The organism is Acinetobacter sp. WCHA55, assembly GCF_002165305.2.
In the GTDB taxonomy this organism is placed as follows: Bacteria; Pseudomonadota; Gammaproteobacteria; order Pseudomonadales; family Moraxellaceae; genus Acinetobacter.
The window spans coordinates 3374837-3397803 of sequence record NZ_CP032286.1 but is presented as its reverse complement, the minus strand read 5'-3'; the positions used below and the strand labels follow the sequence as shown (position 1 = coordinate 3397803).

Genomic DNA, 22967 nt, shown 5'->3' with positions numbered 1-22967 from the left:
AGCAAGGCGCTTAGCGAAAAGATAGTGATTCTTGTATCTAATCGTTTAATTATTCTGCGGCTTGAACAGCGCTTATATTTTGTAAAAAAAACATCTGAAAAGTGCAATATTTGCTGAATTTTCTAGCAAAAAACGTACAATAAAATGCTCCTAAATTCGGCGATCTTGCTTCATGTCCCTGCCCTTTATTTTATTGATTATTGCCAATTGTTTTATGACACTTGCATGGTATGGACATTTAAAATTTTTACCGGGTGTGCCGCTTTGGCAAGCCATTTTATTTAGCTGGTTCATCGCGTTGGTGGAATATAGTTTTATGATTCCTGCGACCCGTATGTTGTCACAGCAAGGCTGGTCGATGGGCGAAATGAAAATTACCCAAGAAGTGGTGACGCTATTGGTTTTTGTCCCCTTTATGCTTTTCTTATTCAAACAGCCTTTTAAGCTCGATTATTTGTGGGCGGGACTGTGTTTATTCGGTTGTGTGTATTTTGTTTTTCGCAGCCAATAAGTCAAAAAATGAGCTACTGCCCTATTTTTATTTAAGTTTTATGCTACGCCATAAAAAAATAAGAAAAATCTGCATTTAGTTCTACGGTTAAATTTTGGAGAGCTGAAAAATCAGTCTATAATACGGGGCTCTTATTAAAGCTTGGCGCTAGTCGAGATTTATCTCTCTTAACTATCTCTGGAAACATTGCAATGAATGCGGCCGCTTCACAAGACACTCCTCTCGTTGGAATTATCATGGGTTCTCAATCAGATTGGGCCACTCTCGAACACACTGCCAATATGCTTAAGCAACTTGGCGTCCCATTTGAAGCGGAAGTTGTGTCTGCGCACCGTACGCCAGATCGTCTTTTTGAATATGCTGAACAAGCACGTGACCGTGGTATCCAAGTGATTATTGCAGGTGCAGGCGGTGCGGCGCATTTACCAGGAATGTGTGCGGCGAAAACTGATTTACCTGTACTTGGTGTACCAGTGAAGTCTTCGATTTTAAATGGTGTTGATTCACTGTTATCCATTGTACAAATGCCAGCAGGTATTGCAGTGGGCACCTTGGCGATTGGTCCAGCAGGCGCAACCAATGCCGCGATTATGGCAGCGCAAATTTTAGGTCTAACACGTCCTGAGATTGCAAAAAATGTAGCAGATTTCCGTGCTGCACAAACTGACAAAGTCGCAAGCAACAATATTCCAGGCCAAGCTTAATACGGGGCATTCCTCATGAATAAAACCATCGGTATTTTTGGTGGTGGGCAGCTGGGTCGCATGATGGCGCAAGCGGCTTTGCCACTAAATATTCAATGTACATTCTTTGATGTGAGTACAGACTGTCCTTCAGCGGCTTTAGGAACGGTGATTTCAAGCAAAACTGAAAACGGTTTACAAGATTTTATTGCCAGTGCAGATGTCTTTAGCCTTGAGTTTGAAAATACGCCTTTGTCTGATGTTGATGTTTTGACCAAGCAAAAAGATATGCATCCGCCACGTCAGGCTTTAGCCATTGCACAGCATCGCTTGTCTGAAAAAGCGTTATTTGATGCGCTTGAGATCCCTGTTGCACCTTATAAAGCGGTAGATTCACTAGAAAGCTTAAACGCTGCGGTTGCTGAGTTAGGTTTACCGATTGTGCTGAAGACAGCCACAGGCGGCTATGATGGCAAAGGTCAGTTCGTATTGCGTTCTGAACAGCAAATTGAACAAGCGTGGGCTGAATTGGGCCCTGCAGGCAGTTTAATTGCAGAAAGCTTTGTGACCTTCTCGCGTGAAGTCTCAATTATTGCGGTACGTGGTCAAAATGGCGATGTGAAAACGTGGCCATTGGCTGAAAACCATCACCATCATGGTATTTTGTCGCACTCGATTGTCCCTGCGCCGAATAGTGCGGACTTACAACCCGTTGCACAAGACTACATCACTCGCCTATTGAATCATTTGAATTATGTTGGTGTGTTGACCTTAGAACTGTTTGTTACAGACCAAGGTTTATATGCCAATGAGATGGCGCCACGTGTGCATAATTCAGGCCACTGGTCGATTGAAGGCGCAGTATGCTCTCAGTTTGAAAACCATATTCGTGCAGTCGCAGGCTTACCCTTGGGTTCAACTGAAGTGGTTCGCCCTACGGTCATGATCAATATTATTGGTCAGTATCCGCAGTCTGAACAAGTTTTGGCCTTAGAAGGTGTACATCTACATCTTTATAATAAGGAAGAACGTGAAGGTCGTAAGATTGGTCACCTGACTTTAATGCCGAATGACACCGCTCAACTCACGACGTTATGTCGTCAGTTGGCGAAAATTTTACCGAATCCATTGGCACTGAGCGAAGATATGACCATCTAAAGCTTCAGTTGTTGTTAAAAAAGGCGATCACAAGAGTGGTCGCTTTTTTATTTGGATTCATTCAGGCATGATTGCGCCTCTTCGAAAAAAGTGACCGTTAATCGGATCAAAATTAAAATAAATTGCGTGTTTTTTATCCGTTTAGATAAAATCAGGGCATCGAAAAATAAACGGAAAGCAAAATAAAGCGAGTTTTGTGCAGAGAAGCATGTTTAAAAAAACAGAGTCCATAATTGAATGTGACACTGATTTTCACCTAAAAAAGCTGAAACAGCAGAAATCTCAGTTAACTTGAGTCTGTGGATATCTTTTTAGGTGTGTTTTGAATTTAAAAAATAGAAGTAAAAAATTTGAATTCAAAAGTGCATTTTAAATTTAAATCGAATGTTTAAATTTAAAAGTCTAGATGCTGTTTGAATTTAAATTCAAAACAATAAATTTAAAGACTAGTGAATGAATTTGAAAGTTTGAATTTAAAAATATTGAGCTTGTTTTTTGATGGTTTATTCTTTTTATATTATTGATTATTAACATTAAAGATGGATTGTGGATAAATAAATTTAAATCAAGATGATTGAATTCAAAATACTTATTGGGTCGGAATTTGTTTTTGAATTCAAAGGTGAAGACTTGTGGTGCTGTGGATAAGTGAGTTTAAATTTAAAAGATGATTTTGAATTTAAACTAGAGTGAATATTCATTTACGTTTTGATTCAGAAAAGTGAAATTGAAAGTGTTAAGGTAAAACGCATAATTTAGAGATAAAGAATCATTAGGGATTTTATGCACCGTTTTGCTTTTCTTTTAGGTTCAATTTTTTTAGCGGTGACTCAGGCAAATGCTGAGCTCATTATTAATGGTCAAAAAGTTTCGGGCAGTTCAAATGTCGCAAGCTCCGATTATAGCCCTCAAAACTCATTTCAAAGCTGTATTGCCAACTTAAAAAGCCAAGCAATGGCGAATAGTGTGTATGCATCCACTTATGATCGCTACACGCAAAATTTAACGCCTGATTATTCTGTGATTGAAAAATTAAATTACCAACCTGAATTTTCCACGCCGATTTGGGATTATTTGTCAGGATTAGTCGATGATGAGCGTGTTGCGGTCGGTCAGCAAAAATTGGCGCAGCATCGGGAAGTGTTGAATCGTGTTGCGGCAGTGTATGGTGTACCTGCGGAGACAGTGGTTGCCGTGTGGGGTGTTGAAAGTAATTTTGGTGATATTTCAGGTAAATATCCATTATTACAAGCTCTGGGCACATTGAGCTGTGAGGGGCGCCGTCAAAGCTATTTCCGTGGTGAGTTTTTTGCCGCGATGCGTATTTTGCAGCGTGGCGATTTAACTGAGTCGCAACTGAAAGGTTCGTGGGCAGGTGCGTTTGGTCATACCCAGTTTATGCCATCGACGTATGAAGAACTGGCGGTCGATTTTGATGGTGATGGACGCCGTGATTTGGTGTCAAGTACCACAGATGCTTTGGCATCAACAGCCAATTTCCTCAAAAAACGCGGTTGGCAAACTGGGCAACCTTGGGGATTTGAAGTAAAAAATCCGCAAGCGATCTCTCTGAGTGGTGAAAGTCGTCGCAATAAGAAGTCCTTATCTTATTGGATGCAAAATGGCTTGGTGCGCGCAGATGGCTCGGCGTTAGTTCAAGGCAATTTATCCTCTAGTTCTCAAGCGGGGTTGATGGCACCCGCTGGTGAAAATGGTCCACTGTTTTTAGTCTTTAAAAACTTTGATGCAATTTATAGTTATAACGCAGCAGAAAGTTATGCATTGGCGATTGCGCATTTGTCAGACCGCTTACAAGGGCAAGGCGGTTTTGCTACAACTTGGCCAACTGATGATGCGGGCACTTCACGTTCTGAACGCCGTGAAATTCAGCAATTTTTACTAAATCGTGGCTATGATATTGGCGCGGTGGACGGTTTGATTGGCGATAAAACGCGCCAAGCGATTCGACAGGAGCAGATTCGTTTAGGCTTAAGTCCGACAGGACGGGCGGGGCAGCAAATTTTAAAAGCTTTTCGTCAGGAAAATGCCAAGTTGATGATGCGTTAACATTAAAAGTGAAAAAATTGTTGATGTAGATAAAAAGCCAGTCAAGTGAATAACTGACTGGCTTTTTTGATTTGCTCGGGTTGCGACTAAAAGGTCAGAAGCGCTTTGATGTTTAAACCGCGGTAATCGTCCCGAGAATACGATCACCCTGTGCGCCTGTGACTGCGGGTAAGTTGCCACTGCGTTGTTGAATAAAACGCATAGCCAACCAAGCAAAGGCAGTGGCTTCCACCCAAGTTGGAGCTAAGCCAATCGCGGAGGTCGTTTGTACAGACCAATTGTGCTTACGTAAGCGCCAGCGTAATTGTTCTAAAAGATGCGAGTTATAGGCACCACCACCACAGACGTAGACTTCACCAGTATCCATATCGGAGCGATAGATGGCTTTTTTAATGGCACGTGTGGTGAGCTTCATTAAGGTGGCTTGAACATTTTCAGGACTGTCTTCAAGCTCGTCATATTCAAGGTCATTGCGCCAGTCAGCAATTTGTTCATCTAACCATTCGAGGTTGAAGTCTTCACGGCCGGTACTTTTTGGCGGTTCTTTGGAAAAATATTCATGGGATTGTAGACGATCAAGCAGGCTGCGAATCGGATGGCCGTAAGCTGCCCAATTGCCATTTTCATCGTAAGGCTGCCCAGTAAAGCGTTCACACCAAGCGTCCATTAAAATGTTGGCTGGGCCTGTATCAAAACCGTAGACCTGATCAGGTTGGCCTGCGGGCAACATGCTGACATTGGCGATGCCACCTAGGTTTAAGATGACGCGATGAATGCTTTCATGTTGGAACATATCTTGGTGAAACGCAGGAACCAGCGGGGCACCTTGTCCACCTGCGGCCATATCACGACGTCGAAAGTCTGAAATCACCGGAATTTGGGTGATTTCAGTGATGATGTTTGGGTCACCAATTTGCAGGGTAAAGCCATGCTCTGGGCGGTGGCGAATGGTTTGTCCATGTGAGCCAACAGCTTTGATTTGACTACGATCTAAATGACTTTGTTCAATCAGTTGATTAATGCCTTCGCCAATCATCTTTGCTAAAGCCACATCTGCCTTACCCATACGGTCGATTTCGTTGTCACTAGGCAAAGTAAGTGCCATTAGTTCATCACGTAAATCGGAGTCGAAAGAAAGAGTGAGGGTGGCGTGAAGCTGCAATGGATCAAAAGAAGCAGCAACAATATCAACACCATCCATGCTGGTGCCAGTCATTACCCCAATATAGATCGCTGTCATGATTATTCTAAAGCCTGCAATGTGCTGAAAAAGTGTTAGTATATCGCACAAATTGAATAACTGATGTGTTTGGGTTTTGTGATGTCAAATTTCCTGCCGGCTGAAGAACAACTTGCTCTCATTCAACGAGGCACGCATGAAATTATTTCTGAAGAAGATCTTCTGAAGAAATTAAAAGAAAATCGTCCTTTAAAAATTAAAGCGGGCTTTGACCCGACTGCGCCTGACTTGCACTTGGGGCATACGGTTTTAATTAATAAACTGAAAACTTTCCAAGACTTGGGTCATGACGTGACCTTCCTGATTGGTGACTATACTGCGATGATTGGTGACCCGACGGGCAAAAGTGCAACACGACCACCATTGTCGCGTGAGCAAGTACTTGAAAATGCAAAAACGTATCAAGAACAGGTGTTTAAAATTCTTGATCCGAATAAAACCAAAGTGCGTTTTAACTCAGAATGGTTTGCAACCAAAACAGCGGCTGATTTAATTCAGTTGGCATCACAGCAAACGGTTGCGCGTATGCTTGAGCGTGATGACTTTACAAAGCGTTATAACAACCATCAACCGATTGCAATTCATGAGTTTTTGTATCCATTGGTTCAAGGCTATGACTCGATTGCCCTTGAGGCGGATGTTGAGTTAGGTGGTACAGACCAAACTTTTAACCTATTGATGGGGCGTACACTTCAGGGTCGTTATGACCAAGAGGCGCAAGTCTGCATTACGGTGCCAATCCTTGAAGGTTTAGACGGTGTGAACAAAATGTCTAAATCTTTGGGTAACTATATTGGGGTATTTGATGCACCAGGAGCGATGTATCAAAAAGTCCTTTCGATGCCAGATGCCTTAATTGAACGTTATTTCGATTTACTCAGCTTTAAATCCGTTGAAGAAATTAAAGTCCTACTAAACGAAATTGCTGAAGGGCGTAATCCACAAGAAGTGAAGAAAATTCTAGCCCTTGAGTTGGTAGAGCGTTTCCACGGTGCGGAAGCTGCGGAAAATGCACATAAAGGTGCAGGCAACCTGATTACTGAGGGTGAACTACCCGAAGGGACACCTGAAGTGATGATTTCACGTGCAGAATTCGGTGGAGAGTTATTTATTGCAACGATTCTTCGCGTAGCGGGCTTAAACCCAAATGCTGCAGCAGCAAAAGATGCTGTGGCTCGTGGTGCGGTCAAAGTCGATTGGAACGTAGTCGATATGAGTTTCTCGGTTAAAGAAAATGTCACTTTAATTATTCAGTCGGGTAAAAAAGCTATTGCAAAAGTCACTTTTACGGACTAATGCTATTCGTCTATAAATGTTAAGTTGTTGAAATAAAAGCAGGCTTCGGTCTGCTTTTTGTTTTTTTGTACGTTATAAAAAAATCAAATAACCAAATTCAAAAAAAACCTTATAAAAACAATGCTTAATTTTTTCCAAAAATCTTGCAATTTAAAATGAGTGTGTATAAGATTTTAATGTCTAGGTGGTGCTTTTAACATTGCTAGAAGGGTCACTAAGAATAACTCTCCACAGTTTTCGAGTCTCTTCCTCAAGGGACTTTTTTTAAGATAACTATAATAATGACATCTATGGATCAGATAACGATCTAACTCCGAGGAAGAGGTTTTGGGAGAGATCTCTTCCTTTTTTATTGGCAAAAATTTAGTTATTTAAAATCCTTGTCTTGCAGACAAATAACGAGCTGCCATAGAAAGTCAGGTTCAACAAGCTTTTAAGTAAAGATGGTCTTCACCCTTACATGTATATAGCGCTGTATTTTCTACTGATATCCAGATGCTTTGTATCATCAAGCTTTATCTTAGTTATTGTTTCAGCTCTGTCTTGAATTATTTTGACCTGATATAGATAGAAGAGGGCTTTGCTATTACGCGAATGAAATAAAAACAGACTAAGCATTCCATTTTTACTAAATATGTAGTGCTTTTATAGCGCTGTGAAGGTTTTTTAGCTTATACGCGTATTAACTATAAAAGAACTACCTCTTTAGAAAGATGATTTATCAAAAATACAGAGGTGAAAGAAATACAGAGTGGTTTTAAGTCTGAAAACGTGGCTAGAAGATTGGTAAGACTAGCACTAAAGAAAAAATAAATGCTCAGGTTGAAGTTTTAAGCTTAAAAAAGACTTTTAAAGATTGGAAATGAAATGCTCATGTTGAAAGAAATAAGAGAAAAAATTATAAATATGATCAAAAAATAGATGAAAAATACGGTTTTTCTTAATTTTTGTAGAAAAAAACAACGCCCGTTTCAAATAAGTGAATTTGGGGGTTGCAAAGCTTTAGAAATGGTCTAGAATGCACCCCATACCGACGAGATAGACAGAAACGAACGAAGCACGAAGTGCTGAGTTGTTGAGTATATTGAGTCCAGCTTCTATCACTGACGAGGTAATAGAAAGATCATTAAGAGATTATGAAGAACAACTTGTGTGGATTTTTACTGATTGATCGATCGAAAATATTTCATTGATTGAATGGTAGAAATTACTCGAAGTTTATTTGAGAAATTAATGTCAGAAAATTGATGAGCCAAGATTTGTAGCCATAAGCTACTAATGATTTTAACTGAAGAGTTTGATCATGGCTCAGATTGAACGCTGGCGGCAGGCTTAACACATGCAAGTCGAGCGGGGGATGTTGCTTCGGTAACTGACCTAGCGGCGGACGGGTGAGTAATGCTTAGGAATCTGCCTATTAGTGGGGGACAACATTCCGAAAGGAATGCTAATACCGCATACGCCCTACGGGGGAAAGCAGGGGATCTTCGGACCTTGCGCTAATAGATGAGCCTAAGTCAGATTAGCTAGTTGGTGGGGTAAAGGCCTACCAAGGCGACGATCTGTAGCGGGTCTGAGAGGATGATCCGCCACACTGGGACTGAGACACGGCCCAGACTCCTACGGGAGGCAGCAGTGGGGAATATTGGACAATGGGCGGAAGCCTGATCCAGCCATGCCGCGTGTGTGAAGAAGGCCTTTTGGTTGTAAAGCACTTTAAGCGAGGAGGAGGCTACTGAGACTAATACTCTTGGATAGTGGACGTTACTCGCAGAATAAGCACCGGCTAACTCTGTGCCAGCAGCCGCGGTAATACAGAGGGTGCGAGCGTTAATCGGATTTACTGGGCGTAAAGCGTGCGTAGGCGGCTTTTTAAGTCGGATGTGAAATCCCTGAGCTTAACTTAGGAATTGCATTCGATACTGGGAAGCTAGAGTATGGGAGAGGATGGTAGAATTCCAGGTGTAGCGGTGAAATGCGTAGAGATCTGGAGGAATACCGATGGCGAAGGCAGCCATCTGGCCTAATACTGACGCTGAGGTACGAAAGCATGGGGAGCAAACAGGATTAGATACCCTGGTAGTCCATGCCGTAAACGATGTCTACTAGCCGTTGGGGCCTTTGAGGCTTTAGTGGCGCAGCTAACGCGATAAGTAGACCGCCTGGGGAGTACGGTCGCAAGACTAAAACTCAAATGAATTGACGGGGGCCCGCACAAGCGGTGGAGCATGTGGTTTAATTCGATGCAACGCGAAGAACCTTACCTGGTCTTGACATAGTAAGAACTTTCCAGAGATGGATTGGTGCCTTCGGGAACTTACATACAGGTGCTGCATGGCTGTCGTCAGCTCGTGTCGTGAGATGTTGGGTTAAGTCCCGCAACGAGCGCAACCCTTTTCCTTATTTGCCATCGGGTTAAGCCGGGAACTTTAAGGATACTGCCAGTGACAAACTGGAGGAAGGCGGGGACGACGTCAAGTCATCATGGCCCTTACGACCAGGGCTACACACGTGCTACAATGGTCGGTACAAAGGGTTGCTACCTAGCGATAGGATGCTAATCTCAAAAAGCCGATCGTAGTCCGGATTGGAGTCTGCAACTCGACTCCATGAAGTCGGAATCGCTAGTAATCGCGGATCAGAATGCCGCGGTGAATACGTTCCCGGGCCTTGTACACACCGCCCGTCACACCATGGGAATTTGTTGCACCAGAAGTAGGTAGTCTAACCGCAAGGAGGACGCTTACCACGGTGTGGCCGATGACTGGGGTGAAGTCGTAACAAGGTAGCCGTAGGGGAACCTGCGGCTGGATCACCTCCTTAACGAAAGATTGACGATTGGTAAGAATCCACAACAAGTTGTTCTTCATGACGATGTATCTGAGGGTCTGTAGCTCAGTTGGTTAGAGCACACGCTTGATAAGCGTGGGGTCACAAGTTCAAGTCTTGTCAGACCCACCAAATCTGACTAACCGGTATTATTAAATGCTGAATACAGAAAAACAGAAACATTGACTTATTGATAAGCTGGGGACTTAGCTTAGTTGGTAGAGCGCCTGCTTTGCACGCAGGAGGTCAGGAGTTCGACTCTCCTAGTCTCCACCATAGATTATAGAATTTAGTAAGTTAAAGCTTATTAACTTCTGTGATTTATCACAGTTTCCTGACCTGACGAAGGCTGGAAAAATCATTAACAGAATATATTTGAGTTGAAATAATTTGTTCATACTCGTTTTAAAGATCGACATTAACAGTGATTTATTACTGATTGATGAAGGTTGGAGAAATGAGTTACTAGCGAAATTAACTGAATCAAGCGTTTTGGTATGTGAATTGAATTGAAGCTGTACAGTGTTTAAGTACACAGAGCAACAAACTGTAAGGAAGTGATGAGGAATCATCATAGACTGTCTTAATCCTACTTGTAGGGATTAACGACTGTTTGGGGTTGTATAGTCAAGTAATTAAGTGCATGTGGTGGATGCCTTGGCAGTCAGAGGCGATGAAAGACGTAATAGCCTGCGATAAGCTCCGGGGAGGCGGCAAATATCCTGTGATCCGGAGATTTCTGAATGGGGAAACCCACCTGTCATAAGGCAGGTATCGTATGATGAATACATAGTCATACGAGGCGAACGAGGGGAAGTGAAACATCTCAGTACCCTTAGGAAAAGAAATCAATTGAGATTCCCTCAGTAGCGGCGAGCGAACGGGGAAAAGCCCATTAAGTCATATAAGTTCTAGTGGAATGCTCTGGGAAGTGCAACCATAGTGGGTGATAGTCCTGTACACGAAAGGGCTTATATGATGATGTCGAGTAGGGCGGGGCACGTGAAACCTTGTCTGAATATGGGGGGACCATCCTCCAAGGCTAAATACTCCTGACTGACCGATAGTGAACCAGTACCGTGAGGGAAAGGCGAAAAGAACCCCTGTGAGGGGAGTGAAATAGATCCTGAAACCGCATGCATACAAGCAGTGGGAGCCGACTTGTTCGGTGACTGCGTACCTTTTGTATAATGGGTCAGCGACTTACATTCAGTAGCAAGGTTAACCGTATAGGGGAGCCGTAGAGAAATCGAGTCTTAATAGGGCGTTTAGTTGCTGGGTGTAGACCCGAAACCGGGTGATCTATCCATGAGCAGGTTGAAGGTTGGGTAACACTAACTGGAGGACCGAACCCACTGTCGTTGAAAAGCCAGGGGATGACTTGTGGATAGGGGTGAAAGGCTAATCAAACTCGGTGATAGCTGGTTCTCCCCGAAAGCTATTTAGGTAGCGCCTCGGACGAATACCATTGGGGGTAGAGCACTGTTTCGGCTAGGGGGTCATCCCGACTTACCAAACCGATGCAAACTCCGAATACCAATGAGTACTATCCGGGAGACAGACTGCGGGTGCTAACGTCCGTAGTCAAGAGGAAAACAATCCAGACCGCCAGCTAAGGCCCCAAAATTATAGTTAAGTGGGAAACGATGTGGGAAGGCATAGACAGCTAGGAGGTTGGCTTAGAAGCAGCCACCCTTTAAAGAAAGCGTAATAGCTCACTAGTCGAGTCGGCCTGCGCGGAAGATGTAACGGGGCTAAAACTATATGCCGAAGCTGCGGATTTGCAATTTATTGCAAGTGGTAGGGGAGCGTTCTGTAAGCCGATGAAGGTGTATTGAGAAGTATGCTGGAGGTATCAGAAGTGCGAATGCTGACGTGAGTAACGACAATGCGAGTGAAAAACTCGCACGCTGAAAGACCAAGGGTTCCAGTCCAACGTTAATCGGGGCTGGGTGAGTCGACCCCTAAGGCGAGGCCGAGAGGCGTAGTCGATGGGAAATTGGTTAATATTCCAATACTTCTATGTAATGCGATGAGAGGACGGAGAAGGTTAAGTCAGCCTGGCGTTGGTTGTCCAGGTGGAAGGTTGTAGGCATGTATCTTAGGCAAATCCGGGGTACTCTATGCTGAGAACTGATAGCAAGCTGTACTTGTACAGTGAAGTGGCTGATACCATGCTTCCAGGAAAAGTCTCTAAGCTTCAGTTACATAGGAATCGTACCCGAAACCGACACAGGTGGTCAGGTCGAGTAGACCAAAGCGCTTGAGAGAACTCTGCTGAAGGAACTAGGCAAAATGGTACCGTAACTTCGGGAGAAGGTACGCTGCCGACGGTGATAGGATTTACTCCTTGAGCTATTGGCAGCCACAGAAACCAGGCCCCTGCAACTGTTTATTAAAAACATAGCACTCTGCAAACACGAAAGTGGACGTATAGGGTGTGATGCCTGCCCGGTGCTGGAAGGTTAATTGATGGGGTTAGCGTAAGCGAAGCTCTTGATCGAAGCCCCAGTAAACGGCGGCCGTAACTATAACGGTCCTAAGGTAGCGAAATTCCTTGTCGGGTAAGTTCCGACCTGCACGAATGGCATAATGATGGGGGCGCTGTCTCCAGCAGAGACTCAGTGAAATCGAATTCGCCGTGAAGATGCGGTGTACCCGCGGCTAGACGGAAAGACCCCGTGAACCTTTACTGCAGCTTGACATTGAACTTTGATCTTACTTGTGTAGGATAGGTGGGAGGCTTTGAAACCGAGACGCTAGTTTCGGTGGAGCCAATCTTGAAATACCACCCTGGTAATATTGAGGTTCTAACTCTGTCCCGTTATCCGGGACGAGGACCATGTCTGGTGGGTAGTTTGACTGGGGCGGTCTCCTCCTAAAGAGTAACGGAGGAGTACGAAGGTGCGCTCAGCGTGGTCGGAAATCACGCGTAGAGTATAAAGGCAAAAGCGCGCTTAACTGCGAGACCCACAAGTCGAGCAGGTACGAAAGTAGGTCTTAGTGATCCGGTGGTTCTGTATGGAAGGGCCATCGCTCAACGGATAAAAGGTACTCTGGGGATAACAGGCTGATACCGCCCAAGAGTTCATATCGACGGCGGTGTTTGGCACCTCGATGTCGGCTCATCTCATCCTGGGGCTGAAGCAGGTCCCAAGGGTATGGCTGTTCGCCATTTAAAGAGGTACGCGAGCTGGGTTTAGAACGTCGTGAGACAGTTCGGTCCCTATCTACCGTGGGCGTTGGAAATTTGAGAGGATCTGCTCCTAGTACGAGAGGACCAGAGTGGACGAACCTCTGGTGTACCGGTTGTGACGCCAGTCGCATCGCCGGGTAGCTATGTTCGGAAGGGATAACCGCTGAAAGCATCTAAGCGGGAAGCCTACCTCAAGATAAGATTTCCCTAGGACTTTATGTCCTCTAAAGAGCCGTTGAAGACTACGACGTTGATAGGTTGGATGTGGAAGCATAGTGATATGTGAAGCTGACCAATACTAATTGCTCGTGAGGCTTGACTATACAACACCCAAACAGTTGGTGTTGTGGTTCAAATCACTGCAAACAACTTGATTTAGTTATAAAGCTAAGTAGAATGTGCAAATTAAATTAACTCAGATGTTCTGTTATGAACGATGTTCAAAGCACTGCTTTGAACGAGTGCAAGATTTGGTAGAAAGCGAGGCAATCATAAGACCTAGCGAGTATCCATAAACAGTTGTGCTGGCGACAATAGCAAGAGTGAACCACCTGATCCCTTCCCGAACTCAGAAGTGAAACCTCTTAGCGCTGATGGTAGTGTGGAGTTATCCATGTGAGAGTAAGTCATCGCCAGCTCATTAATTCAAAAACCCCCTCCGCTTAATGCAGAGGGGGTTTTTTTATCATGCGGTTAGCGAAATGGTGAATTTATTATCATTGATTTTTGATTGAAGACGGTTGATGAAATCGTTTAATCACACACCGTAAACGTCTAAGTACTTATAGTAAAAGAACATGAATTTGGCAGAACTTTGATCAAATTTTACATGATGCTCAGAATATAAAGTGGCATAGAATTGCCATAGAGATTATTCGGCAATATGAGAAGAAGAAATAAAATTCTTTTCCAAAAAAGAAACCCCGACATCCTGTCGAGGTTTCTTTGTATTTCAGTGCTTAGATACAACTCCTGTCATATCTCACATCCTGATGCTCAAACTAATTATTGTTGTTTTTCGTTTGGGAAACGTCCTGTCTCCTGATGTATTTAATATATGTTGTAAACTGTTTTAAGGCTAGTGGTCACTTTCTTCAGTATTTGTAAGCTTCAACTTACGCAGATTCATCTTGTTACCAAAGCAGATAACCTTGTACTGATGATTTCTCTACAATGAATGGTGATCGTGCATTTAATGGGAAAGGCAATGCTGAGAAAAAAAGCTTTTTGTTTGTTGATGACAGTGAGTGCATTTTTTGGATTAATGGCATGTCATGTACAAAGACCAGCGGAGTCGGCGGTACATGAACAACAGGACAGTTCTGCTTCTTTAGGCACATCTATGCAGCTAAAGCGTATCGCTGAATTTAATGAGCCATGGGCATTAGCGGTATTGCCCGATGGGCGATTATTAATTACAGAAAGATCGGGACAGTTGATTTTATTTAATCCTATAGATCAGAAAAAGACTTTTATTAAAAACCTACCCAAAGTGGCTTATGGTGGTCAGGGTGGATTCGGGGACATTGTTTTACATCCTAAGTTTGCACAAAACCATCAAATTTATCTCAGCTATGCAGAAGCAGGGCAAGGTGGCTATGGTGCAGTGGTGATTCGTGCAGATTTGAATTTAGATCAAGCACAGCCACAATTAGATAATATAACAACCATTTGGAAACAGGTACCTAAGGTTCGTGGGCAAGGGCATTATGCACATCGTGTACTGTTTGATGGTTCTGGAAAACTATGGATTAGCTCTGGTGAGAGACAGAAATTTGATCCTGCCCAAGACTTGACATCGAATCTTGGGAAAATCATTCGGATTAATGATGATGGCTCAGTGATAGTGGATAATACTTTTCAGTCGCAAGGTGAAGTAGCGAAACAAGTCTGGAGTTTGGGGCATCGTAATCCTTTAGGTATGGCTTCTGATGAACAAGGTCAACTTTGGGTGGTTGAAATGGGCCCGAAAGGTGGGGATGAGCTTAATTTAATTCAAAAGGCTAAAAACTATGGCTATCCAATCGTTTCGAATGGTGATCATTATAGTGGTTTGAATATCCCCGACCATGTTACGCGACCTGAGTTTGAAGCGCCAAAATTAGACTGGACACCCGTAATTTCTCCATCGAGTTTGATTTTTTATACGGGACAGATGTTTCCAAAGTGGCGGGATAAAGCCATCATTGGTGGGCTTTCATCTGAAGCATTAATTATTGTGGACATCACAGCACAGCCAGTAAAAGAAATCCAACGGATAGATATGAAAGAACGTATCCGTGGTTTACAACAAGCGAAAGATGGCAGTATTTGGGTGATTGAGGATGGGAAACATGCTGATTTAATTCAGCTGCTTTCACATTAATCACCCGAACAGAGTGTTGCTAGGGCAGGCTGTCTTAAAGTGCAGCATGTTGATTGGCATTGAAGACATTGGCTTGAATTTGAAGCAAGTGATGGTTTTCTTTCCAATCATTGATACGCCAATGTGCAATTTTAATATTATCGACTAAGGCGATATCTCCTTGTTGCCATTGAACTAAAAGTGCATCACGATAGAGTGCATCAAAGTATTGCTGTTTTTCTTGATGCGTCCACTCAATTTTTTCACCTGTGTGTGTGAAGAGTTCCCAAGATAATTGCATGTGATTCGCTGCAAAACCTGATTGAAGTGATCCGCGATGCTTACATATAGTTTGTGTCGTGTGATGTGCAAAGGTATGGGTATTATTGGCAAAGACCCATGGTTGGATCGCTAGTCTTTGAGTATCAGGATGGGTGATGACGAAGGGAGAGCGTTTTAAGGTGAGTTTGGCTCTTTTATTGGTTAGCTTGCTTAAATGAAATGGGCTGTTCTTTAATAGTAAACGGTCTAATATATTGAGTTTCCGGATTGAAATATAAGAAAAATGGCTCCACGCGCCTAAATATTTTTTTTGAATACTGGTTGGAAAGTGGTTCCAAATTTTTTCTAAGTCATTAAAACCTGTTTCAGCCAGATGAGTGGAAGTCCGTTGGCAAAACAGCGCAACATAACGTGATCGGGTTGAATGCATACTTCCTTGGATATGTAAGTTTTGAATGGCATTCTCACGAGGTTTCAATTGTACGATATTGTGATTGTGGTACAGCTTCTCATTATTTATACCGAAAAGTTTTTCACTGTGCTTACGCATAAGTGTGGCAAACCAGCCCTGCGTATTGGGAGTAATACTATTCCTTGGTTCAAGTTGTAAATGTTGTTCAATAAGTTCGTAGAATTCATAGCTGCGTTCTATCTTGAAACCGCGGAATAATAAAATCCCATGCTGATGGAGTTGTTGCATGATTTCAGTACGATGAACTCTACAATAGGCTGCTAAAGCATCTGCCTGCGTATATTCAGGGTCTGCGACATAGATTTTGCAATAATCAGTTAAATATGTAGTACTCAGTTGCATGAGGTGCTCTCTGTTCTTCTTGTTTTTAATTGATTTTATATAAAAACGTTTTGCGCAAAACTGCCCGACGTTCAGATGGGCAAAAGTATAGAACGTAGTGCGTTATATTGATGTAATATTTGGTTGCTATGCCTGATATAACGATAAACGGTCAGCTTAATCGCACTGTGGTTACGAATATCAAAAATGAAAAACTTTAATAATAATTTAATAATAAAAGAATAGAGGATGTGTGATGCCAAGTACCCAAATTCATGTTCGTAAAAACTATAGTCAGGATGAAGCGCGAGCGATAATTGAAGCAGTCCATACGGCATTATCTACTGCGTTTCAACTCCCCCAATATGATCGCAATATTCGTTTAGTTGAGCATGCACCTGAGCATTTTGCGTATCCACTTTATTTAACACAACCCGCTTCTTTTACTTGGATTGAAGTTGATTGCTTTGTTGGAAGATCGCTAGAGACTAAACGAAGACTGTATCAACTCCTAGTTCAGCATTTAGCAGAGTTAGGTATTCCACAAGACCATATTTCTATTTTAATTCGTGAGTCTAACTTAGAGAATTGGGGGATACGAGGTGGTCAAGCCGCATCTGATGTTAATTTAGGATTTGATGTGAATATTTAAAATATCAAACTAGAATTAAAAAGCCCCCAACATCCTGTCGGGGGCTTTTTAAATTCTTTCAAACGGTATAACTCCTGTCCTACCGATCAGCATCCTGCTGTATATTTTATTATTTTTGTTTTTAATTGAGACTTCCTGTCTCTGTATGGTTTAACTATAGCGTCGATACTGTTGATTGAAAAGCCGACAAATACTTAAGTTACTGTAAGCAATAGCGTACAGAAGAATCTCATGCTTATGCGCTGACATATTTAATGAGTTTATCAATTGCTGCTTTTAGATTTTTCTCATCAAAAGGATTTGGTTCAAAATCTTCGGTTTTATTGCGTGAAAAAATGTCCCGAATTTCAATCACGGCATTGGTATCGACTAGGCCGAGTTGAGTACCGACTTGGCGAATTTGGTCGATGGAGCGTGAGCCATTAGTCCCGCCATAACTGATATAGGCTGCAGGTTTGCCTTGCCATTCTTTGCCTAAGTAGTCCAATGCATTTTTGAGTGCTGGACTATAGCCATGATTGTATTCAGGACTAATAAAAATAAAGGCATCGCCTTGGACAATGTGATCGGCCCATGCTTGTTGTTTGGGTTGATCATAAATGCCCGTCATAGGGGGATTTGCACCTGAAAAAATTGGCAAATCCCACTCTTTTAAGTCGACTAGCTCGAGTTGGACCGTATTGAGCCCAAGTTGTTCAAAGCCTTTTTTCACCCATCGAGCAACTTTAATGGCAGTTCGACCTTCACGCACACTGCCTATAATGACCTGAATTTTCATGAAAATTCCTTGGGAAATAAATGTGATTACGATACGGTAGTATGAAAATTAGGCTTTGCATAGATTGAATATGTATCTGATCGACCAATGTTTGAGGCATTAAAAAAGCCCCCGAAGGAGCTTTGAATGGCATACAGACGGCTGATCTGTGGCTTTACATAATTTTGATGCCTTGTTGGCCAGCAGGCGTCACTTTGAAGATTTCCACTTCAAAGGTAATATCTTTACCTGCCAATGGATGGTTAAAGTCGACTTCAGTGATGTCATCACCTACAGTTTTCACTACGCCATACAGGCTTTGTTTGGCTTTGTCTTCAAATTCAATCATGTGCCCTTCAATAGGACGTTGTTCAAATTTGACCGTATCAAACTGTTGTACGTTTTCAGGGTTCCAAGGGCCAAAAGCATCTTCTGGTGGTAGGCTCACCGTACGGCGGTCACCAGCACGTAAACCGAACAGGGCTTTTTCAAAACCAGGGAGTAAGCTACCATCACCCATTACCAAGCTCACAGGCTCTTCGCGGCTACGTGTGTTATCAATTTCTACGCCATTTTCAATGCAAACAGAAAAATGTAACTCTACTTTTGAACCTTCGCTAACGCGAGTTTCTTCATTGGGATTAATAAAATCAGTCATGGTTTACTTCGGCACGTTGGATACGGTTTTTTTCGAGAAAAAAGGTATCGATCAACAAAAGGATTGTTCCTAGCGTAATCGCACTATCGGCAATATTAAACGCTGGGAAGTGGCTGTTTTGATAGTACACATGAATAAAATCAACCACGTAGCCTAAGGTTACACGGTCAATCAGATTCCCTATAGCACCACCTAAAATAAGAGCAATTGCGATGGGCAGCACTTTCACGGTTTTGGGCATACGCATTAACCAAAACAGGAAAATGACAGACACAATGCCTGCAAGAGAAGTAAAGAAATAACGCTGCCAGCCACCTGCATCGGACAAGAAACTAAAGGCTGCGCCATAGTTATGCAATAAAGTCCAATTTAAAAAGGGCAGGACTGGTACTGGATCTGCATAATTCAGATGGGTACTGGCAATCCATTTGGTCCATTGATCTAAGACAATAGCTAGAATCGCCAAACCTACCCACACCAAATTGTGTGGATAGAATTGGAATAAGCCCTTTTTCTGTTGAGGGTTAGGCATATTTTCTCTCTTCGCCTTGGCCTGTAGGAAGGTTGATAATACAACGTCCACATAAACCTGGATGTGTAACATGTGTATTCACATCTGGCAGCACATGCCAGCAGCGTACACATTTTTCACCATCAGCCGCTGAGACTTGTACATTCAGACCAGCTAGATCAGAGGTTTCGCCTTGAGTTGCATCGAATGCATTCACAAGTACTTGTGATGTAATCAGGACAAAGCGAAGTTCATCACCTAAACGATCTAGTACGTTTTTGAGTTCTGCATCTGCCCACAGTTCAACTTTGGCAGAGAGATTTGAACCCACGATTTTCGCGGTACGCGCAGTTTCGATGAACTTGTTCACCGCAGACTTCACTGCAATCAGCGTTTGCCAATCGGCTTCAGACAACAGGTTTGCTTTTGATGCCACAGGAATGTCATACCATTCCGTAGTGAATACGTATTTATCAGTTTGTTCTGGAATCAGTGGCCATGCTTCTTGCGCAGTAAAGCTTAAGATTGGCGACATCCAACGTACAAAAGCTTGTACCAAGTGATACAACGCAGTTTGCGCTGAATGACGGGCTTGCGAATCCGCTTTGGTGGTGTACTGACGGTCTTTGATGATGTCGAGGTAGAAACCACCTAAGTCATTAATACAGAAGTTGGTCAAGGCATTGGTGACGATATGGAAGTTCATATCTTCATAGGCTTGTTGAATGGTTTTCTGTACATCTGCTGCACGTTGCAAGATATATTGATCAAGTGCAATCAACTGGTCGACAGGCAGGGCATCAGTGGATGGTTTGAAACCATTGAGGTTCGCCAACAAGAAACGTAGCGTGTTACGAATACGACGATAGCCATCTGATGCACGGTTAAAGATTTCTTTACCTGCCGTCATTTCATAACGGTAATCTGCTGAGGCAATCCAGAAACGTAAGCCGTCGGCACCCATGTCTTTAATGATGTCTTGCGGAGTGATGATATTGCCCAAAGATTTTGACATCTTACGGCCTTTTTCATCCACAACAAAACCATGCGTCAGCAAGCCTTTATAAGGTGCGCGCTCGTTGATGGCAACAGAAGTTAATAAGGATGACTGGAACCAACCACGGTGTTGGTCCGAACCTTCAAGATATAAATCAGCAGGATCGGTGAGTTCTTCGCGTTCACGCAGCACGGCATAGTGCGTTGTGCCTGAGTCGAACCACACGTCTAAAGTGTCACGCACACAATTGTACTGTTCCGCTTCATCACCAATAAAGTCTTTAGCTTCACGGTTATACCAAGCGTCAATTCCTTCTTGTTCGATCAGTTTTGCCACTTCTTCGATCAGCTCTGCTGTGCGCGGATGTAGTTCGTTGGTATCTTTATGCACGAAGAATGGGATTGGCACACCCCAAGTACGTTGACGTGAAATACACCAGTCTGGACGACCTTCAATCATGGCTTGAATACGGTTTTTACCCCAATCTGGTACAAAACTGATCTCGTTTTCAATCGCATTTAAAGCATTGTTACGTAGACCTTTCGCATCCATGCTGATAAACCATTGTGGGGTCGCACGGAAGATGATTGGAGTTTTGTGACGCCAGCAGTGCGGGTAGCTGTGTTTGATTGGCTTGTGTGCCCACAATTTGTTCGCTTCGCTTAAAGCCGCGATGATTTGCGGATTGGCTTTGTAAATGTGTTCGCCAGCAAAAATTGGAGAGCTTGGTAAGTAGACACCGTTACCACCGACTGGGTTGTCGATGCTCAGGTTATAAGTTAGACCAACTTTATAGTCGTCTGCACCGTGTGCTGGTGCGGTATGAACGGCACCTGTACCGCTGTCTGCAGTGACGTGTTCACCTAAAATTACTGGTACTTGACGCTCAGCAATGAGTGGGTGTTGTAGGCTTAAATGTTCAAGTGTGTTACCCGTGAACTCGGCTAACACTTCAACACTGTTAAAACCATAACGTTCAGTTGCAGATTCAACTAAATTTTTCGCCAAGATAAAGTTTTGTGGCTCTTTTTCTTCGCCACGGGCTTTCACCAACTGATACTCAAGCTCGGCATGTAAGGTCACAGCTTGGTTGGCTGGTAAGGTCCAAGGCGTGGTCGTCCAGATCACGATGTCGGTGCGGTCAGCAACGGCTACGCCTAAACGAGCAGAAAGATCAGCTAAATCGACAACGCTAAAGCCAACATCGATGGCATCAGATTTTTTATCTTCATATTCCACTTCAGCTTCAGCAAGTGCTGAACCGCAGTCTAAACACCAGTTCACAGGTTTTAAACCCGGTTCGATATGTCCCGCTTTCGCAATTGCGCCTAAAGAACGTACGATGTCCGCTTCTTGTTTGAAGTTCATGGTGAGGTACGGATTGTCCCAGTCACCAAACACACCCATACGCACAAAGTCTTTCTTTTGCAGTTCGACTTGAGTGTAAGCATATTCACGACACGCTTTACGGAACGTTGAGGCATCGACTTTGACACCAACTTTACCGACTTTTTCTTCGACTTTCAGTTCAATTGGTAGACCGTGGCAGTCCCAACCTGGAACGTAAGGTGCATCAAAACCATCGAGGACACGACTTTTAATAATAATGTCTTTGAGTACTTTGTTGACGGCATGACCTAAGTGAATCTGACCGTTCGCATACGGAGGGCCATCATGCAGCACATATTTTTTCTTGCCAATACGCGATGCGCGAATCTGCTGATAAATGTTGTCGGCATACCACTCTTCTAACCATTTTGCTTCACGTACTGCCAGATTTGCTTTCATTGCAAATTCAGTACCTGGGAGGTTTAGTGTGGCTTTATAATCCACTGCATTTTCAGGAGTTTGCTTATCGCTCATGCAAGTTGTCTTCCAATTTAATCAGCTTTGAGTCTGACGCGTTTTACATTAAAAATTTTCGGGATTAAATGGGAAAAGTTGGGTTGTTGTGACGAAACTCAAGAAGTTTCTCCACATCATCATCAATTCCCGCTTTCAGTGCTTCCAGCGAAGGGTAGTTCTTTTCACCATGTAAATAGTTTAAGAAGGTGACCCGCATTAACAAGCCATACAGATTAGCAGAAACATCAGGGAAATGTACTTCTAATCGCCATTCTGGCTGTGCTTGTTTGATGGCAGGTCGCGTTCCGACATGACCCGCACCAAAAAGCGCTGAATGGTCATATCCTGCAATCCCTAATCGATCAGGGTGGTCTGCTTTCACTTTGTCGCGTAAAGATGTGGTTTCACATATCACATCTACACCAAAAATGCCGTTTAAGCAGGGTTTATGCCGGTTTAAACGTACATTAATGGTTGGAAAATCAAGAGTTCGGCCAATTTGGTCGCCATATTGTACGCGACCCGTAATGCTATAAGGGCGCCCTAATAACTGAGCAGCCAGCGCCAAGTTCCCTGCGGCCAGTGTTTGGCGAATCCGAGTTGAACTGACGCGTTCACCCTCTGAAAGGATGGTTTCTAGATTGTGGACTTGAAAACCATAATTTTCGAGAAATTCGCTGTTACCTTGGCGGTTTTTACCAAAGTGAAAGTCATCGCCTAAAACCAGACTTTGGGCATTGAGTTTTTCTTTTAAAATATCGGCAAATTGTTCTGCACTTAAACTTCGGAAGCTGTTGTCAAACTTCGCAACCGCAATATAGTCCACACCCAGCTCAGTTAAATATTCGACTTTCTCACGCAATGACGAAATACGCGGTGGAGCATCATAACCTTTAAAGAATTCAAGTGGTTGAGGCTCAAAAATCATCACTACTGTTTTTAGATTTTGTTGTTTTGCAACGGCTTTGAGCTGATGAATCATGGCTTGATGACCCAAATGCACCCCGTCAAAATTACCGATGGTGACAGCGGTTTTTTCTAATTGGGTATTTGAGGGCAAAGCATTTAGACGGAGCAGCTTCATGGGCAAATCAAGTGCTTGGAATTAAGAACGGCTTATATATTGCCATATTCTTGGGCATTCGTCT

General features: G+C 43.2%; 14 protein-coding genes, 2 tRNA genes and 3 rRNA genes. 12 read left to right on the top strand and 7 right to left on the bottom strand.

The window, feature by feature from the left end; genetic code table 11:
* Window positions 1-172 precede the first annotated feature (172 nt).
* The 4 genes from CDG62_RS19150 to CDG62_RS19135 all read left to right on the top strand — a co-directional run bounded on the left by CDG62_RS19150 (window position 173) and on the right by CDG62_RS19135 (window position 4419).
* Window positions 173-511 carry a DMT family protein gene (locus CDG62_RS19150; RefSeq protein WP_004977754.1) on the top strand — a complete coding sequence of 113 codons (339 nt, stop codon included), beginning with the start codon at window positions 173-175 and terminating at the stop codon, window positions 509-511.
* Between the two features lie 191 nt (window positions 512-702).
* Window positions 703-1215, top strand: coding sequence for a 5-(carboxyamino)imidazole ribonucleotide mutase (gene purE / locus CDG62_RS19145; protein WP_004697498.1), 513 nt, complete (start codon window positions 703-705; stop codon window positions 1213-1215).
* 15 nt (window positions 1216-1230) lie between these two features.
* Window positions 1231-2352: a 5-(carboxyamino)imidazole ribonucleotide synthase gene (locus tag CDG62_RS19140; RefSeq protein ID WP_086210947.1), complete on the top strand. Its 1122-nt coding sequence runs from the start codon at window positions 1231-1233 to the stop codon at window positions 2350-2352.
* Between the two features lie 783 nt (window positions 2353-3135).
* A complete protein-coding gene (locus tag CDG62_RS19135; RefSeq protein WP_087528473.1) occupies window positions 3136-4419 on the top strand; it encodes a lytic murein transglycosylase in 1284 nt (427 codons plus the stop codon).
* A 112-nt stretch (window positions 4420-4531) separates the two neighbouring features.
* On the opposite strand, the gene CDG62_RS19130 is transcribed toward CDG62_RS19135, so the two are convergent.
* Window positions 4532-5659 (bottom strand): anhydro-N-acetylmuramic acid kinase, encoded by a 1128-nt coding sequence (locus CDG62_RS19130; RefSeq protein WP_087528475.1) that lies wholly within the window; start codon window positions 5657-5659, stop codon window positions 4532-4534.
* A gap of 63 nt (window positions 5660-5722) precedes the next feature.
* Between CDG62_RS19130 and tyrS the strand changes: the two genes are divergently transcribed.
* The 7 genes from tyrS to CDG62_RS19095 all read left to right on the top strand — a co-directional run bounded on the left by tyrS (window position 5723) and on the right by CDG62_RS19095 (window position 15345).
* Window positions 5723-6955: a tyrosine--tRNA ligase gene (tyrS, locus tag CDG62_RS19125; protein WP_087528476.1), complete on the top strand. Its 1233-nt coding sequence runs from the start codon at window positions 5723-5725 to the stop codon at window positions 6953-6955.
* A 1285-nt stretch (window positions 6956-8240) separates the two neighbouring features.
* Window positions 8241-9778: ribosomal RNA gene (locus CDG62_RS19120) — 16S ribosomal RNA — on the top strand.
* A 61-nt stretch (window positions 9779-9839) separates the two neighbouring features.
* Window positions 9840-9916 (top strand) — tRNA-Ile (locus CDG62_RS19115).
* A gap of 68 nt (window positions 9917-9984) precedes the next feature.
* Window positions 9985-10060 (top strand) — tRNA-Ala (locus tag CDG62_RS19110).
* A 349-nt stretch (window positions 10061-10409) separates the two neighbouring features.
* Window positions 10410-13303, top strand: a 23S ribosomal RNA gene (locus CDG62_RS19105).
* A gap of 200 nt (window positions 13304-13503) precedes the next feature.
* Window positions 13504-13618, top strand: a 5S ribosomal RNA gene (rrf, locus tag CDG62_RS19100).
* Together the 16S, 23S and 5S rRNA genes with 2 tRNA genes alongside form the textbook arrangement of a ribosomal RNA operon.
* 569 nt (window positions 13619-14187) lie before the next feature.
* Window positions 14188-15345 carry a PQQ-dependent sugar dehydrogenase gene (locus CDG62_RS19095; protein ID WP_087527560.1) on the top strand — a complete coding sequence of 386 codons (1158 nt, stop codon included), beginning with the start codon at window positions 14188-14190 and terminating at the stop codon, window positions 15343-15345.
* Between the two features lie 34 nt (window positions 15346-15379).
* Here CDG62_RS19095 and CDG62_RS19090 read toward each other — a convergent pair whose 3' ends face one another.
* Window positions 15380-16420 carry a TauD/TfdA family dioxygenase gene (locus tag CDG62_RS19090; protein ID WP_087527561.1) on the bottom strand — a complete coding sequence of 347 codons (1041 nt, stop codon included), beginning with the start codon at window positions 16418-16420 and terminating at the stop codon, window positions 15380-15382.
* 235 nt (window positions 16421-16655) lie between these two features.
* Here CDG62_RS19090 and CDG62_RS19085 point away from each other — a divergent pair, with 235 nt between their 5' ends.
* Complete coding sequence (locus CDG62_RS19085) at window positions 16656-17051, top strand: tautomerase family protein (protein WP_087527562.1); 396 nt, start codon at window positions 16656-16658, stop codon at window positions 17049-17051.
* A gap of 235 nt (window positions 17052-17286) precedes the next feature.
* Here the strand turns inward: CDG62_RS19085 and CDG62_RS19080 are convergent, their stop codons facing one another.
* From CDG62_RS19080 to ribF, 5 genes are all read right to left on the bottom strand, one after another.
* The gene (locus tag CDG62_RS19080) at window positions 17287-17829 is read right to left on the bottom strand and encodes an NADPH-dependent FMN reductase (protein ID WP_087527563.1); all 543 of its coding nucleotides are present in this window, start codon (window positions 17827-17829) and stop codon (window positions 17287-17289) included.
* A gap of 154 nt (window positions 17830-17983) precedes the next feature.
* Window positions 17984-18466 (bottom strand): FKBP-type peptidyl-prolyl cis-trans isomerase, encoded by a 483-nt coding sequence (locus tag CDG62_RS19075; protein ID WP_004684162.1) that lies wholly within the window; start codon window positions 18464-18466, stop codon window positions 17984-17986.
* On the bottom strand, window positions 18459-18998 hold the full coding sequence (lspA, locus tag CDG62_RS19070) for a signal peptidase II (RefSeq protein WP_005401585.1): 540 nt from the start codon (window positions 18996-18998) through the stop codon (window positions 18459-18461). Before lspA ends, CDG62_RS19075 begins: the two co-directional genes overlap by 8 nt.
* Complete coding sequence (gene ileS, locus CDG62_RS19065; protein WP_087527564.1) at window positions 18991-21837, bottom strand: isoleucine--tRNA ligase; 2847 nt, start codon at window positions 21835-21837, stop codon at window positions 18991-18993. The genes lspA and ileS overlap by 8 nt, the downstream gene beginning before the upstream one ends.
* A gap of 64 nt (window positions 21838-21901) precedes the next feature.
* Entirely contained in the window at window positions 21902-22903 is a 1002-nt protein-coding gene (ribF, locus tag CDG62_RS19060; protein ID WP_087527565.1) for a bifunctional riboflavin kinase/FAD synthetase, read from the bottom strand.
* Between the last annotated feature and the right edge of the window lie 64 nt (window positions 22904-22967).

Coding starts and splice junctions, on each gene's coding strand:
- CDG62_RS19150 (WP_004977754.1), top strand. CDS start 173: ATGTCCCTGCCCTTTATTTTATTGATTATTGCCAATTGTTTTATGACA.
- purE (WP_004697498.1), top strand. CDS start 703: ATGAATGCGGCCGCTTCACAAGACACTCCTCTCGTTGGAATTATCATG.
- CDG62_RS19140 (WP_086210947.1), top strand. CDS start 1,231: ATGAATAAAACCATCGGTATTTTTGGTGGTGGGCAGCTGGGTCGCATG.
- CDG62_RS19135 (WP_087528473.1), top strand. CDS start 3,136: ATGCACCGTTTTGCTTTTCTTTTAGGTTCAATTTTTTTAGCGGTGACT.
- CDG62_RS19130 (WP_087528475.1), bottom strand. CDS start 5,659: ATGACAGCGATCTATATTGGGGTAATGACTGGCACCAGCATGGATGGT.
- tyrS (WP_087528476.1), top strand. CDS start 5,723: ATGTGTTTGGGTTTTGTGATGTCAAATTTCCTGCCGGCTGAAGAACAA.
- CDG62_RS19095 (WP_087527560.1), top strand. CDS start 14,188: ATGCTGAGAAAAAAAGCTTTTTGTTTGTTGATGACAGTGAGTGCATTT.
- CDG62_RS19090 (WP_087527561.1), bottom strand. CDS start 16,420: ATGCAACTGAGTACTACATATTTAACTGATTATTGCAAAATCTATGTC.
- CDG62_RS19085 (WP_087527562.1), top strand. CDS start 16,656: ATGCCAAGTACCCAAATTCATGTTCGTAAAAACTATAGTCAGGATGAA.
- CDG62_RS19080 (WP_087527563.1), bottom strand. CDS start 17,829: ATGAAAATTCAGGTCATTATAGGCAGTGTGCGTGAAGGTCGAACTGCC.
- CDG62_RS19075 (WP_004684162.1), bottom strand. CDS start 18,466: ATGACTGATTTTATTAATCCCAATGAAGAAACTCGCGTTAGCGAAGGT.
- lspA (WP_005401585.1), bottom strand. CDS start 18,998: ATGCCTAACCCTCAACAGAAAAAGGGCTTATTCCAATTCTATCCACAC.
- ileS (WP_087527564.1), bottom strand. CDS start 21,837: ATGAGCGATAAGCAAACTCCTGAAAATGCAGTGGATTATAAAGCCACA.
- ribF (WP_087527565.1), bottom strand. CDS start 22,903: ATGAAGCTGCTCCGTCTAAATGCTTTGCCCTCAAATACCCAATTAGAA.